This window comes from Sphingopyxis sp. GW821-FHT10B01 (assembly GCF_059415685.1).
The window spans coordinates 590,612-606,408 of record NZ_JBWKNS010000001.1; the positions used below are offsets into that span (position 1 = coordinate 590,612).

At 63.6% G+C, this 15,797-nt stretch carries 10 protein-coding genes; 1 reads left to right on the forward strand and 9 read right to left on the reverse strand.

What is annotated here, in order from left to right; all coding sequences use genetic code 11:
• Positions 1–80 precede the first annotated feature (80 nt).
• From AC07NV_RS02520 to AC07NV_RS02555, 8 genes are all read right to left on the reverse strand, one after another.
• On the reverse strand, positions 81–2,711 hold the full coding sequence (locus AC07NV_RS02520) for a TonB-dependent receptor (RefSeq protein WP_495164762.1): 2,631 nt from the start codon (positions 2,709–2,711) through the stop codon (positions 81–83).
• A gap of 222 nt (positions 2,712–2,933) precedes the next feature.
• Positions 2,934–3,707 (reverse strand): alpha/beta hydrolase family protein, encoded by a 774-nt coding sequence (locus AC07NV_RS02525; RefSeq protein ID WP_495164763.1) that lies wholly within the window; start codon positions 3,705–3,707, stop codon positions 2,934–2,936.
• Positions 3,704–4,552 carry a phytanoyl-CoA dioxygenase family protein gene (locus AC07NV_RS02530; protein ID WP_495164764.1) on the reverse strand — a complete coding sequence of 283 codons (849 nt, stop codon included), beginning with the start codon at positions 4,550–4,552 and terminating at the stop codon, positions 3,704–3,706. Before AC07NV_RS02530 ends, AC07NV_RS02525 begins: the two co-directional genes overlap by 4 nt.
• Before the next feature lie 692 nt (positions 4,553–5,244).
• Complete coding sequence (locus AC07NV_RS02535) at positions 5,245–6,801, reverse strand: carboxylesterase/lipase family protein (RefSeq protein WP_495164765.1); 1,557 nt, start codon at positions 6,799–6,801, stop codon at positions 5,245–5,247.
• Between the two features lie 41 nt (positions 6,802–6,842).
• Positions 6,843–9,053, reverse strand: a complete 2,211-nt coding sequence (locus tag AC07NV_RS02540; protein ID WP_495164766.1) for a TonB-dependent receptor — start codon at positions 9,051–9,053, stop codon at positions 6,843–6,845.
• Positions 9,054–9,234: 181 nt separating this feature from the next.
• Complete coding sequence (locus AC07NV_RS02545; RefSeq protein ID WP_495164767.1) at positions 9,235–10,257, reverse strand: sugar phosphate isomerase/epimerase family protein; 1,023 nt, start codon at positions 10,255–10,257, stop codon at positions 9,235–9,237.
• 23 nt (positions 10,258–10,280) lie between these two features.
• The gene (locus AC07NV_RS02550) at positions 10,281–11,456 is read right to left on the reverse strand and encodes a Gfo/Idh/MocA family protein (protein WP_495164768.1); all 1,176 of its coding nucleotides are present in this window, start codon (positions 11,454–11,456) and stop codon (positions 10,281–10,283) included.
• A complete protein-coding gene (locus AC07NV_RS02555; protein WP_495164769.1) occupies positions 11,453–12,967 on the reverse strand; it encodes an MFS transporter in 1,515 nt (504 codons plus the stop codon). Before AC07NV_RS02555 ends, AC07NV_RS02550 begins: the two co-directional genes overlap by 4 nt.
• Positions 12,968–13,079: 112 nt before the next feature.
• On the opposite strand from AC07NV_RS02555, the gene AC07NV_RS02560 reads away from it, so the two are divergent.
• Positions 13,080–14,090 (forward strand): LacI family DNA-binding transcriptional regulator, encoded by a 1,011-nt coding sequence (locus AC07NV_RS02560; RefSeq protein WP_495164770.1) that lies wholly within the window; start codon positions 13,080–13,082, stop codon positions 14,088–14,090.
• Between the two features lie 17 nt (positions 14,091–14,107).
• Here the strand turns inward: AC07NV_RS02560 and AC07NV_RS02565 are convergent, their stop codons facing one another.
• Positions 14,108–15,796, reverse strand: coding sequence for a GMC oxidoreductase (locus AC07NV_RS02565; protein WP_495164771.1), 1,689 nt, complete (start codon positions 15,794–15,796; stop codon positions 14,108–14,110).
• Between the last annotated feature and the right edge of the window lies 1 nt (position 15,797).

Consider the following 15,797-nt stretch of genomic DNA (forward strand, 5'->3'; position numbering starts at 1 on the left):
TATGCGCACCCGATCCGCGGCCCGTCTACCGGTCGCTCGCGCGCAACCGGCTTGGGGCCAGCGGCCAGATGCGCATTCGCTCAGAGCTTCATCGAGAGTGTGAGATAGAATGCCCGAGGCTGGTTCGGCAGGACCGAAAACAGCTGGTTCGGATCGGCCTGCACTTGTGCCGGCGTCAACGTCTGCCGGTCGAGGGCGGTCAGCAGGCTGCCCCCCTTCGCCCAGCCCATGATGCCGACGGTGTTGAACAGGTTGGTGACATTGCCCTGGACGCTGAAGTTGTTGCTCACGTCCCATGCAACACCGACGTCGACCGTGCTGAACGCGGGCAAATACCAGGCATTGCGGCGGTTCGCGGCGCGCTTGCCGAGATAGGAATAGGTGGCGAACAGCGAAACCGCTTCGACCGGCCGGTAGGTCGCCGTCGCGCGGGCGATGACCTTCGGATTATTGTCCGCCGTTCCCGCCGGAACCGTGCTGACGATGTCATCGGAGCCGTCGCCCTTGGGGCCTTGGGTGTAGGTGCTGAACCCGCTCGCCTTCGGATCCTGCAATGTCAGATCGGCGTGGAGATTCAGCTGGTCGGTGACGTCGAAATCGCCGGAAATCTCGATGCCATAGGTTTCAACCTGACCGAATACCGGTGGCGGCGAATAATTTGTTCCCGCGTTCGGCGTCCCGGCCTTGTAGGTGAAGGTCTGATTGTCCGCGATGTTCGAATTCTTGCTCCAGAACGGGAAGGCCTGGATGAACACGCCATTATCGCGATATTTCAGCCCCATCTCGATCTGCTGGATTTTCTCCGCCGAAGGGAAAATCGTGGCAATCGCTGCCGCGGTCGTAATCCCCGACAAGATGCCGAAGTCCGGCGCCTTTTTACCGCTGGTATAACGCGCATAGGCCTGGAACGTGCCCGAGAATTGATAGGCGGCCGAACCCGAGAAGGCGAAATAGTCGTACTTGCGCTTGAACGGCAACCTCGCCCCGCGCGCCGTGGTTGCATTGTCGTACAGCGTCAACGGGTTGCCGTCCCGCCCGCCGGTCGTCAGCTTGTTGCCGGTGAACGCCACGGGCACATAAGTGAATGAGTCGTAGTTCAAGCTTTCATAGCGACCACCGACATCGATGGTAAGCTTGTCCGTCACTTCCCAGGTATCGCCGCCATAGACCGCGATGTCGGTCATCTTCGTTCCGCTCTCGCGAATGGCAAGGCCTTGCCCGATCCCCGCCCAGCCCGACGAATCCGTGACGAGATAGACCGAACCATCGGGGCGCGTCAGCGTCGTACTCAAAAGCACCGGTCGCGGCGTGAGCGTCATGACGCCGCCGCCGGCGCCTGAGAAACGCTGATGAAAGGTGGATTGGTCAAAATAGGCGCCGAGCGAAAGGCGATGGCGCCCGAAGGTCCCCGATATCGTCAGCTGATCCTGAAATGTCTGCGACCGGAAATCCGGCTGATAGGCGAGACCCGCCATGATCCCGCCGGCAAGGATGTTCTGGTTGGGCAGATTATTGACAACCAGCGTGCGCGTCGCGCCCACCTGTGACACCACCGCGGCGACCGAGCCGTCGGGGAGGCGATAGGTATAGGTGCCGTCGATCCCGCTGGTGCCCTGAATGGTACGGATACCAGCGTCGGCATCGGTCAGCGGCGTCGCGAAATTGACCGCGACGGTGTTCCAGTGCGCCTTGTTGCGCGAGAAGCGGAAGCTATTGCTGATCTGGATGTTGTCGGTCAGGTCGTGACGCCAGTCGACGTCGAACGCCACCGCCGTGCTCTTGACCAGGTTTGACCCATCCCAGTCACGCAATTCGCCCGTGCCGAACTCGGGATAGCTATGCGGCGACGCGGGCGGAAGCACCGACGACAAATTTGTGTAAGGCGCGAGAATCTTGGGATCCTTGAAGTCGCGCGCGGGCAACGTCTCGAACCAGCCGTTGTGATCGTTGAGATATTTCGCGCGGACCGTCAGCGATCCTTCGCCATAGTCCCACAGCAGGTTGCCGCGGATCTGACCGCCCTTGTTGAGCTTGTAACCGGGATAGCGGGCCCCGTCGCTGACGCGATAAAAGCCGCCGATCGCATAATAGAGGTCGCTGTCGGCGATCTGCCCGCCAGTGTAGCCGTCGAAGCGGTAAAGCGGCGATTTGCCATCGCCCTCGAGACCGAGTTTGAACTGGAACTGCGTGCCGGGCGCGGATTTCCCCGTTTTCGAGATATAGTTGAAAATACCGCCCGGGGCGTTCGCCCCCGTCACCACCGCGGTGCCGCCACGCAGCGCCTCGATGCGATTGTTCATCAGATCGAGACGGCTGAAATAATCGGGACCGAAGTTCGTCGCCGTCACCGGCTCGACGGGCAGGCCGTCCTCCTGCAACGATATGTAGAAATAGCCGCCAGCCGCCTCGAGCGAGCGTGCGGACACCCCACGCGAAAAGACGATGTTGCGAATTTCACCCAGCGACGAGTTGACGAACACGCCGGGGACGCTTTTCAAGGCGTCGGCCGAACTGATCGGCGCCTGACGCCGGAGCGCATCTTCGGTTACCGCGGTGATCGAAATCGGCGCCCGTTCAATCGAGGTCGCACTGAAGACGCCGGTGACAATGATCTCCGGATCCTCCGTCCCCGAAGCCTCGCTCTGCGGCGGCGCTGCCGGTGCGACCTGCTCCTGGGCATTCGCCACGCCCGCCGGCGACATCATCGCCATTGCGGACACGGATACGAATAGTGCTCTACGCAACATGCTTTCCTCCCATTTGGCCGGCCCGTGATTCCGGCCGATTTATCGTTATCTTAAGACCGCGCAATCCTCGCCGAAGCGAGTCATAATACCATATTGTTTATCTCAGTACATATCATTTAATATGCCTAATTATTTTTGACGTCAAGCCGCTCTACCGAATGCTCATCGATTGCGATGCGTGCAGGACTAGCGGAGCAACGGGGTGTTGTGACCGCAGCCGGCCTCGAACCATGCCAGGGCCTCGCTCCACATCCACGGCGTGAAACGGTGTGCAATTCCAGGTTGGCGTGCAATCGTCATATGCCCCGAACCGTTCGGATGCATATTGCCCAGCATCGCGACGAACGCCTCCGCTCCCTCGGGGGGAACCTGCCGATCGTCCGCACCGCAGACGAACAGCATCGCGGGACAGTGACGATAATGCGCAGGATTGCTCAGCGGATCGAACCGGCGATATAATGCCCATTGCTCTTCCCCCGCCACGCCCTGCGGCTCATCCGATCCCGGGCGCAACCAGTCCGGCGTAGCCAGAACCGCCGCGACTCGCGCGATACGGCGATCAATCCCGGCCGACACGACCGCAATATCCCCCCCCATCGAGATGCCGCCAATGCCCACGGCCCCGGCGCAGTCGAAATGCGCGGCGGCCCAGTCAATGATGGCGGGCACCTCTTCGGCGGCCTGGGCCAGAATCGGCCAGAAATGGCGGCGCAGGTCGCTTCGAACCCGCCGCCTGATTTCATCGGGTGTCTCGCCGCCTCGCTCGCCATGCTGCGGCAGATCCCAGCTCACCGCCACAAAGCCGCGCGCGGCAAGTTCGAGCAGTTGCGGCGCGACATCCTCCTTCGACCAGCTGAAGGCGTGCAGCCAGAGCACCAGCGGCCGCAGGCCCGCGCCTGCCGGCTCGGCCCAGAGAAGCGGAATCTCTCCCATACGCGCGGTTCGCAGACCGGCTTTCACGGCTCCAGCGCGGCGCGGTCCTCGGCGATCCACCGATCCCACATCTCCTCATCCGGCCTGAGAAACAGGCTGTTCGCGCGCGCTTCGATCAGGTCGTCGACACCGAAAAGCCGCATCAACCGCCGGTCGTTGCGCGCACGCGCCGCTTCGACGATCCGCTGGACGGCTGGTCCCTTGTGATTGTCGCGCGTCGGCAGACCCACGCGATTATAATAGCTACTGAAGAAATAGCGCGGCTTGCCCGAGGTGTTCGGCGTGCCCGTGTGCAGCAGTGAGCAATGCGTGAAGACCACGTCGCCCGCCTTGACGTTCAGCACCGTTTCTTCCGGATGCGGCAGGGTGCGATGCCCATCGGATTCGATGGTAACCGGTCGCCGATGCGATCCTTCGACGACGCGCAAGGGACCATATTCATCGGTGAGATCCTGCAGGTAGCAGATCGCGTTACAAGCGATGGGCCGGATATATTGCGGCCCATCGGGCATCCAGCCCCAGCGGTCGCGATGCCAGAAGCTGACCTTGCCCTCCGCCTGCTCCTTCGACTCGGACGGGAAGGCCATGAAGGTAAGATTGTCGAGTTGAGCGAAGGGGCCCATGACCCGCTCGGCGAAATCGAGCACCGCCTGATTATTGACCGCCGGCAACATCAGGCCGGGCTCCTGCTCCAGCGCGCTGGTCACGCGCAAGCGCGGCTCGGACGCACCTGGCGGCGTATTGCGCCGAACCATATCGTCGTAACGGTCCTTCCACGCCTGCATCTGCTCTGCATCATAGGCGCCTTCGAAAATCGTATAACCGCGCTCGCGAAATTCGACGAGACGCTGCTCCAGAGCCTTCACTGACATTCGCCACCTCTCCTGCATGGATCGCCCGAAGCGATATTCTTTATATGATTATAATCAAGATCAATCATCATATAATATGATTATATTTTGCATTGAGTCAATCCGGAGCGCATCTACGCCGAAGTTGCGGAGCAGAGGGCCCGCGCGCACGTCATCTTCGGGATAATGACCAGCTCTCCACGGACAGCTATCGGGAAAGGACCAGGGTTATGGAAGCAACGGAAATGCGGTGCAAAGCAGACAGGCGCAACGCTACAATCTTCCGTGAACCGACGCTGCGTCCATCTTCGATGCGGCGCCGCAGAAATATGCGGGATGCCGATCCCGCCGCAGCCGCGAGTTTCCAGTAGCAAAGCGGGATACAATTGCGAGATGGCTGAGTAGCCCCGTACCCCGGTCGACACCGGCGTTTGCGCGAAGCCTGAACTGGCGAAGCGCGGAGAGCCCGGGCAACGACATCGTATACACCTGCACCGCGACCTTTAGAGATCGCGCGTTGCAGATGCATTCTAGCATCGGACCCGGCATGCAGTCGCGAGCTACTCGTCGCCCCGCAGGGAACGTCATTCCGACGGGGACTCGGAGCTCGGAGCGGCTAGCCGACGACCGTCATTGGCCGCTAGCGGCATGTCCGTTCTTCGGCGCCGATGGTGGGATGCAGACCTTGCTGAAACATCGACGCCAAGATGTCGTCAGCGCGGCACTGGCCCCACAAGGTCGAGTCTGTCCGTCCACGGATCGTTTCCGGGCCGCGCGAGGCCATCCGGCGCGAAATCCATCAGCTCGCCGGGACGAAAACGGGGCCAGTCGGTCAAGCCCGGCCCGTTCGGATTTCCGGTCTTTACGAAATTGACGACGAAGCGGCTGACCGTCGCCGCCATGGCGCGATCGCCCGCGGTCGTTGCCGGCCCATATTTGGTTGCCACCGTATCCAGGAAATAGGGAATGTCGCTGGCATGCGCCGCGCCCTTCGCCCCGTCACGGACCGCTTCCGCAACATAGGAAAAACGGTAATGATAGGCTGGTCGTCCGGTCGCGGCCACGCGGCCCGCGACATAGCGCGCCGGTTCGATCATGAACCGGTCGCCGCCGACCTTCAGCATCACCTCGAAAAAGGCCGCATCGCCCTTGGGATCATAGATCGCCTTCGCCTTTGCCGCGTTCGCGCCGAAGCTTGCAAATATCTGGTCCTTTGTCGTCGCGGGCACGAAGCCGATATCGGCGCTGGTCGCGCCGACTATCACCGGCACCGGCGCCTGCGCGTCGCGGTCGAACATCGCCTCGACGCTCGCGGTCAGCGTCACACCATCGATGACAGGGCCCGACCAGGTCGGCGCACCCGATGGGGGAGCGAAGAGACTGGCGAGGTTGAGGCCCGACACGATACGATCGGCCGGTAGCGCGCGCAGCGCAGCCAAGGCTGCCGCGTCGCGGCCCTCGACGCCGGCTCTCTTCGCGAAATTGACACCAATCGTCTCGGCTGAGGGCGCGCCGGGCAAGTCGCGCGATATCTCGCGCTGCTGGCTCGCGGTACGCCCGCCCCCCGACATGATGATGGCGCCGCGGAACAGACCGCGAGCGGCGGGCGCGCCAAGCAGGCTGAGCACCGACATGCCGCCAGCGGACTCGCCCATGATCGTGACACGGTCGGGATCTCCGCCGAAGGCCGCGATATTGTCGCGCGTCCAACGCAGCGCCGCCTGCTGGTCCATCAGCCCCCAATTGCCGACCGGCCCTTCGCCGGCGGCCGACAGCGCGGGATGTGCGAAGAAACCGAAACGCCCGACACGATAATTGAAACTGACGAAAACGACCCCCTCGCGCGCCAACGCTGCCCCGTCATACACCGCGGGCGAGGCGCCGCCATTCACGAAGCCGCCGCCATAGATCCAGAAGAGGACGGGCAATTTCCGGCCCTTCGCATGGGCCGGCGCCCAGACATTGACGGTCAGGCAATCTTCCGAGGGCGCGGTGCCGAGGGGTGCGGCGTCGCTCGGGAACGGCAGTTGCATGCAATCATGCCCGAAGGCGGTCGCGTCGCGAACGCCTGCCCAGGGAAGAACCGGCTGGGGCGCCCGCCAGCGGAGCGGCCCGACCGGGGGAGCAGCGAAGGGAATGCCCTTGAAAGCGGTGACGCCGTCACCGGCCGCGCCGCGCACCTCTCCGCCCGTCACCGTCGCGACGGGCGCCTGCTGAGCTGCGGCGGGGATAGCACAACAGGCCAGAGCCATTGCGGCGAGCATTCTCATGACATTTCTCCCGGTTTCGCTTTTGCCCGACGGGGGTGGGGTCAGAATTTGACCCCCGCACGCACGCCATAGGTCCGCGGGTCGGCAAAGGCGGCGCTGGTGCCGTTCTGCGCCGAGGCGGTGGAAAGCGTGATCTCATTCTCCAGATTCTTGGCATAGGCCTGAAGATAGAAACGATCATCGGGCGCTGTGTAGGTCAGCGTCAGGTCGGTCTTGTGAAAGCTCGGCTGGCGGAACTGCAACGGCCCTTTCTCCGTCGGCCGGGTCGCCAGCGGGACCGCGAAGTCCGTGATGTAATAGGCATCGCTCAACCGGATTCGTGCGCCCGCCTCGATCTTGCCGCCATTCGCCATTTCATAGGTGAAATTATAGCCGGCCGACGCCGTCAGCGAGGGCGAGCGGTCGAGATCGACGCCCGCATAGTCGATCGTCGGATGCGGCAGGAAGCGCTTGTAACGGGCGTTCAGATAATTGAGGCTGAAGTCGAAGCGATGCGCCGAATGCGGCTGAAGGATCGCCTCGAGCTCGACCCCGTCGATCTTGGCGGCGGCGGCATTGGTCGTGATCTGGCACGGGCCGCCACAGCTGTTGGACTGAAAGCTCAGCTGCAAGCCTTTATAGTCGTAATGAAAGAGCGATGCATTGAGGCGAACAGCGCCATCGGCAAAGCGCGTCTTCACCCCCGCCTCATAGGCGGTCAGCGTTTCGGGGTCATAATAAAGGACGTCGGCGGGCAGAACGCATCCGGTCCCGGAGCCCGCTTCGCATCCGTCGTTGAAACCACCCGCCTTGTACCCGGTTGAAACCGTCGCATAGAGCAAGGTGTTGCCGATGTTATAGTCGATGCCAGCACGCCATGTCACCTTGCTGAAGGTTCGCCGCGCCGTGTTCTGCTGGGTCGGGACCACCCCGACCGGGTCGGGAAAGACGATGACGGTCTGACCGACCCGCGACTTCAGGTCATGCGAATAGCGAATGCCGCCGGTGAGCTTCAGATCGGGGATCAGTTCATAGCTGACCTGACCGAAAACCCCTTTGGATTCGGAGACCGTCGGGTCCTGTGGAAAGCCGTAAGCCGTCGCGCCGGGAATGAAGGGCGGGTTCAGGATATAGGCGCCGATCCCCGACTTTTCCTTGAAATAATAGCCACCGACCTGACCGGTGAACGGCCCGCCGTCATTATAGGCGAAGCGCAACTCCTGCGAATTCTGCCAATATTCGCCGTCGAAAACCCCGGGGAACGCGATCGGCCCGCCGAAGTCCTGCGGACCGCCTTCGTGACGGGTGAGTTCGCGGTAGCTGCCGAGATAGGTCATATCGACCGGCCCGAAAGCCCAGTTGAGTTCGGCCGACACGCCCCAGGTTTCGTTGTCGTAGAAGGATTCAACCCCGTCATTGTGCAGGCGCGTACGGCGCTGAGCGGAGCCCATGTCGATATAGCGCGGCCGGCCTTCGGCAACAAACGGCCGTTCGAAGAAATTGGTCAACCTGACGGTGTTCGTCGGCCGCCCCTTGATGCTGCTATAATCGCCCTTGACCAGCAGGGTAACGTCCGGACTGAACTCGATCAGCGCCGACAGCCGCCCCGACAGATTTTTCTTCGCGGGATCGAGTCCGAAAGGCGACGTCGCGGACTGGATCACATAGCTGTCGCGGCGGTCGTAATTGACCGCTCCGCGTAGCGCGAGCCCGGCGGAGACGGGCACATTGACCACGGCGGTCGCCTGGATCGTATCGAAATTGCCATAGGTCGCATCGAACGACGCCGAGAATTTGTCGGTCGGCCGCGCCGAAATAACATGAACGACGCCGGCTGTCGTGTTGCGGCCGAACAACGTTCCCTGCGGCCCGCGCAGCACCTCGACGCGCTCGATGTCGAAGAAGCTCACCTCCTGCGCCTGCGGACGGGCGATATAGACGCCGTCGAGCAGGAAAGCGGCGGACGGGTCGCCCTTTTCGGTGCCGTCGGTGCTCGTCACGCCGCGGATGGTGATCTGAAGCCCGTTGGCGCGATCGATCGACAGGTTGGGCACCACGTCGGCGAGCGCGGTCGGATTGGTGACGCCCGCGTCGCGGAGGCCCTCCGCCCCGATCGCCGTCAGCGCGATCGGCGTCTTCGAGGCAAGCGACTCGGTTCGCGTCGCGGTCACGACGATATCGCCGTCCTGCGGTTCGGGCTGTTCTTGGGCAAGTGCGGGTGATGCGATCAGCGCCGCGGTGACGCACAGATAGGTACGCAGACGATGTGCCATAGGCTCTCTCCCTCCTGTTATCTTTTTCATGAACTCGATTACAGTTCATGTTTTTCAAGGGTAAAACCCAAGCTGGAGGCGGAGTCAAGTAATCGATTACAAAATATGCATCAATATGCCTATTTTCCTTCTTGATAACGTTATCATTTACAGTCGGGAGGAGCCCGCCCGCCTCCGCCCCTCAGCCCCTGTCCGACCCGCCAGCGAAGTCGTCGAACGCCCGGTCGGTGACGCGGATGATACGGTCGGCAATAAAGCCCGCACCCTCGCGCGCGCCGTCCTCGGGATGCTTCAGGCAACATTCCCATTCGAGCACCGCCCACCCGGGAAAATCATATTGGGCGAGCTTCGAGAAGATCGTGCGGAAATCGATCTGGCCGTCGCCAAGCGAACGAAAACGTCCGGGGCGATCGATCCAGTCCTGATATCCGCCATAGACCCCTGACCGGCCGCTCGGCCGGAACTCGGCATCCTTCACATGGAACGCCTTGATGCGCTCGTGATAGAAGTCGATGAAGGCAAGATAATCGAGCTGTTGCAGCAGGAAGTGGCTGGGATCATAGAGGATATTGGCGCGCGGATGATCGTCGACCTCGGCAAGAAAACGCTCGAAGGTGGCGCCATCGTGGAGGTCTTCGCCCGGATGGATCTCGTAGGCCACATCGACCCCCGCGTCATCGAAGGCGTCGAGAATCGGGCGCCAGCGACGCGCCAGTTCGGCGAAGGCGTCGTCGATCATCCCCGCCGGACGCTGCGGCCACGGATAGAAATTCGCCCACGCGAGCGCGCCCGAGAAAGTAACATGCGTATCGAGCCCGAGATTGCGGCTCGCCTTCGCCGCGAGCAGCAATTGCCCGGTCGCCCATTCCTGCCGCGCCTCGGGTTTACCGTGGAGATGCGCGGGTGCGAAGGCGTCGAACAACCGGTCCTGCGCCGGATCGACCGCGACGAGTTGCCCCTGCAGATGCGTCGAAAGCTCGGTGATGGCGAGACCATGTTCGGCCAATGTGCCGGACAGTTCGTCGCAATAGTCGCGGCTCTCTGCGGCAAGCTCGAGGTTCACCAGCCGCCCACCCGTGGGAAGCTGGAGGCCCTTGTAGCCGAGCGCCGCCGCCCAACCCGCCATTCCGGCAAGGCTGTCGAACGGCGCCTCGTCGCTCTCGAACTGCGCCAGAAAAATCGCGGGACCTTTAATCGTTCGCATGAAAAACCTTTCGGAGGGGAGAGTCAGTTATGCGGCCCGGCTTCTTCGACCGGTTGCCATGTGCCGCCTTGTGCGGAAGATCGGAACGCAGCATCGACGAAGCGCAACCCGCGCACGCCATCCTCGATCCCGCAGAGCGGCGTTTGTGCGATCGGCGTCGCCGCCCGGATCGCGCCGGCGAAATCGCGGTAGATGTTCGCAAACGCCTCGATGAAGCCCTCGGGATGCCCCGCCGGCAACCGCGTTGCCGCTGCGGCAGCCGGCCCCAGCCAGGGCCCGCCGGCGCTTACAATCTCGTCGGGACGGTCGGGCCAGCGTAGATAGAGGTGCTGGCTGTCGGCGTGCGACCATTGCAGCCCGCCTCGCTCGCCCCAGATTCCGATACGCAGGTCGTTGCGCGCGCCCGCGGCGATCTGCGTCGCCGCGACAAAACCCCGCGCGCCGCCGCCGAAGCGAAGCAACAGCGTGGCATCATCGTCGAGCCGACGCCCGGGCACGACCGCCACAAGGTCGGCGAGGAGATGATCGATCCGCTCGCCCGACACATATTCAGCCAGGTTGAGCGCATGGACACCGATGTCCGAAATGCAGCCACCGACGCCCGTCCGCGCGGGGTCGGTACGCCACCCGGCCTGCCGGTTGCCACCCTGCTCGACCGGCTCGGCCAGCCAGCCTTGCGGATATTCGACATGAATCCGGCGAATGCGGCCAAGGTCGCCGCGCGCAACACGCTCGCGCGCCTCACGGACCAGCGGATAGCCGGTGTAGGCGTAGGTGACGGCATAGAGCGCGTCCGATGCCGCAACATGGCCCTGCAAGGCGAGCGCCTCGTCGAGCGTCGCCGTCACGGGCTTGTCGCTGATCACATGGATGCCTGCCGCGAGCGCCGCGGCCGCGATGGGCAGATGGGTGTCATTGGGCGTCGCGATCGCAACCAGGGCAATCCCGTCGGGACGCTGCGCTTCGGCCGCGAGCATCGCCCGGACGTCGGGATAGGCCCGTTCGGGATCGATGCCATATCCTGCCGCCGCCTCCAGCGAACGCGCATGATCGCGGCTGAACACACCCGCGCGCAGGCGTATCGCCCCGTCGAGTTCGGCCGCCATGCGATGCACCGGCCCGATGAACGAGCCGGGACCGCCGCCCACCATCGCCATGGCGAGCGGCGCCATGGCAGGAGGGCGTAAGGGCGCAGTCATGCCTCGCCCCGCGCCGCGAGCGTAACCGGCGCATAGCCGCCGCGCGACCGGAAGAAGAGGATCAGCGCGAGGTAGATGACGAGCATCATCACCGGCAGCAGCGCGACTTCGCGCAGCGCGCCCTTCTTGCCCTCGACAACCACCGTTTCGACCGCGCGCCGTTCGGTTTCGGGCGCGCGTGCGACCGACGCCGCGTCGAGCGCGCGATACGACCCGAACACACCGCGCTTCGGAGCCGAGAGATGAGTGTCGGCGAGCCGCGTTTCATGCGCACGGTCATAGGCCGTGAGCCCGGCAGCGGTCGAACGATCCTGGATCGTGCCGAGCAAGCTCGCCCCGACGATCCCCGCCGCCAGCATCCCGGCACCCGCCATGACGTTCACGGTCACCGCGCCGCCCCTCGGGAAGCGCTCCGACGCCACCGCGAGGCTCGTCCCCCAGAAGAAGCTCTTGCCGATGCCGTAGAGCGTTGCGGCCGCCAGCAGCGCCGCGCCGCTCGAGCCCGCCATCCAGAACAGGCCGATCGCGGCGAGCGCCGACGCGATCGCCAGTGTTCCGAGCGGCGTCGCGACACGCACGATCGACCCCGCAAACAGACGGATCACGAAGACGATCGCGGCGGTGTAGACGAGCACCCAGCCCGCCTCGATTCCCCAGCGAGCCAGTTCGGGCTCCATCAGCGACACGATCCAGCTGTCGGTGCTGAGCTCGGTGATCGCGAGCGGGATCATCACGAGGACGAGGACGATATAGAGCGGATGCCCCGCCGAGCGGGCATAGAGGGCATAAAGGGCGGTCAGCGCCGCGATGGCGAAAACCACGAGCGTCCCGGGCAGGTCGGCGACGCGCCCGATCTCGACGCACATCAGCGACAGGATCACGAAGGCGCTGACGAAACCCGCTTCCTTCAGCATGTCACGATACGACACCCCTGCCGCGACGCGCTCGCTGACGGGGAAACGCTGCCCCCATAGCGCGATCGCATAGATGAGCACAGGGACCGCCATGATCGCGGTCTTCGCGCGCCAGTCGACATGCGCCCCAAAGGCGATGGCGATCACGCCGCCGAGCATCAACCCGAGCGGCCAGGCGGCGTGGAGCCGGTTGAGCCAGCGAGGCTTGTCCTCGCTGTAAAGCGTCGCGACGAGCGGGTTGGCGGCGGCTTCGACCGCGCCGTTCCCCAGCGCCATGATGAAAGTGCCGACATAAAGTGACCAATAGCCGCCCGCGGTCACCAATATGGCGAGCCCGACGATGTGACAGGCGGCGGCGAAACCAAAGGTACGGCGAAATCCGATCCGGTCGATCACCAAGCTGAGCAGCACGATGCTAATCGCGAAGGGCCACAGGCCGACGCCGAGCAATTCGCCCTTCTGGGTCTCCGACAGTCCGAAGGCGACACCCCATTCATCGACGACCATCGCGCGCAGCACGAAGCAGAAGGATGTCGCCGTGATGGCAGCGAAGGATATGCCGAAAAGTCGCCGCCGCGAATCAAATGGCCCGTTCACCAAACTCTCCCCTTTGTATGTAATGGATTACATTATGCACAGCGACGTTGAATCGCAAGGCCAATAATACTAAGCTTACCAAGGCTTTTCACGATGAGAGAACGTTTTCCAAATGACGACGATTGCAGATGTGGCACGCGCGGCAGGCGTTTCGACCGCGACGGTATCGCGCGCGCTGAGCAACCCCGACGCGGTCAACGAACCGCGGCGCAGCCAGGTGCTGCAAGCGGCGAAGGCGCTCGGCTATGCACCCAATTATGCCGCGCAAAGCCTGCGCACGACGCGGTCGCAGCGGATCATTCTGACCGTTCCCGACATTTCCAACCCCTTTTTCTCCGCCGTGATCCGCGGCGCCGAGGAGGCCGCGCTCGCCGCGCGCTATTCGCTGCTGATCGGCGACACGCACCATGATAGCGAGCGCGAGGAATATTATGCCGCGATGCTGACGCGTCGCGAAGCCGACGGCATGATCTTCCTCGGCCACCGGCTGGCGCCGACCATGGTCGCGCTGGTCGCGAAACAGGGCGAAGAGGCGCCGATCGTCAACGGCTGCGAGTTCGAGCCCGGGCTCAACGTCTCGAGTGTTCACATCGCCAACGCCGTCGCGGCGGCGGAGGCGATGCAGCATCTCTATGATCTCGGGCACAAGCGGATCGGCGTGATCACCGGCCCGCTGCTGAGCCCGATCAGCCGCGACCGGCTGAGCGGCGTGCAGGGTGCCGCCGCTGGACAGCGTCTGTGGGATGAAGTGCGGGTGCGGACGGGCGACTTCTCGGTCGATTCGGGTGAAGCGCTGACGCACGAATTGATGGCCGACGCGAACCCTCCGACCGCGATCTTCTGCTTCAGCGACGAAATGGCGATCGGCGCGATCGCGGCGCTTCGCGAACGCGGCCTCGATTGCCCGCGCGATGTCTCGGTCGTCGGTTTCGACGACATTCGCTACGCCCGCGCCTTTCATCCCGCGCTCACCACGATCAGCCAGCCCAAGGAAGCGATCGGCCGAAAGGCGGTCGAGATGCTGCTCGCGATCCTTTCCAGGAAAGCAGAGGGCCTCGCCTCGATCACCCTGCCCCACGAACTGGTGGTGCGTGCAAGCACGGCGGCGCCATCGGTTCGCTGAAGTCGCGACCAGCCCCGTCAGAGCTGGCCGGCCTTGAGCCGTTCGACCGCATGATTGGCCGCCCGCGCCGTCAGCGCCATATAGGTGAGCGACGGATTCTGCGCCGCAGTCGACGTCATGCACGCGCCGTCGGTGACAAACAGGTTGGCAACCTCGTGCGACTGGTTGAAGCCATTCAGATAGGATGTCTTCGGGTCGCGCCCCATCCGCGCCGTGCCCATTTCGTGGATCGCCAAGCCGCCGGGCGGGATAGCGGTCCGGATCGCCGTCACGCCGACGACGCCCGCCGTGGTCAGCATCGCCACCGCTTCTTTCGAAATGTCCTCGGCCATCAATTTCTCGTTCGCGCCCCACTCGAACCGCGCGTTGAGGATCGGGATGCCCCATTTGTCCTTCTTCTGCGCATCGAGGCTCAACCGGTTGTCATAATAGGGCAGGCACTCGCCGAAACCGGCGATATAAATGAACCACGGTCCCGGTTCGCGCAGCGACTGCTTCAGCGGCGCCCCGAAGCCCGGCGTCATCGCCCCGCGTGTCCAGTTGGAGCGCGCGGCGGCGCCCTGCAGGCCATAGCCGCGCAGGAAGGGCGCATCCTTCTTTCCGACATTGCGGAAGCGCGGCATGTAAAGGCCGGCGGGACGGTTGCCGATCGGCTGGCTGTCGAGCATTCCCGGCACGATGCCGAAGGCGCCGCCGGTCATCAGATGGTCCATCAGATAATGGCCAAGTACCCTGCTCGTGTTGCCGATGCCGTCCGGATATTGCTCGCTCGTCGAATTGAGCAAAATCTGGGTGGAACCAAGCGTCGAGGCATTCAGGAACACGATCCGCCCGCGGTACGTCGTGCGCGTTCCCTTGGCGGAGTCGATGACGCGCACGCCCGAGACCTTGCCCGTACCGGGATCGTGATCGAGCCCCTCCACGATCGCGTCGGTGACGATGGTCAGGTTGCCCGTCGCCTCGGCGGCGGGGAGCGTCGAGCTGATCGAACTGAAATAGGATCCGGTCGAACAGCCGCGCTGGCACGGCCCGCAATAGTGGCACGCCGCACGATCGCCCAGATCCTGCGTGAGAATCGCCGAAGGCGCAATCATCAGCCGGCGGTCGGGATAGGTTTTCGCAATCCCCTCGGCGACATGCGCCTCGCAGCGGTTGAGCGGCATGCCGGGCTGAAAGCGGCCGACCGGCGCCGTCGGCGCATCATAGTCCGACTGCCCGGAGACGCCGATAAAGCGTTCGACATGATCGTACCAGGGCCGGATATCCTCGTAGCGGATCGGCCAGTCGACGCCATGGCCGTCCTCGGCATTTTCGGTGAAGTTAATCGGGCCCAGCCGCGGTGTCACACGGCCCCAGGTGAGCGAACGCCCGCCGAGATGATAGCCGCGAATCCAGCTGAACGGATGCTCGGCGTCCTGACCATAGGGATGCGCGCTATCGTTCACGAAGAACTGATCGGTCGCCTCGCCAAAGGCGTAGCAGGTTCGCTGGATCGGATAGTCGCGCTCGTAGCGATGCCGGTCGCCGAGATTGCGAAAGGGAAATTCCCAATCGGCCTTGTGCTCGCCCACATAATCCTCGGGCGTGATCGATCGCCCGCGCTCGATAAGCAGGACTTTCAACCCCTTTTCGGTCAGCTCTTTCGCCGCCCAGCCGCCCGAAATGCCCGAGCCGACGACGATCGCATCGAAATCCTGATTCGACATG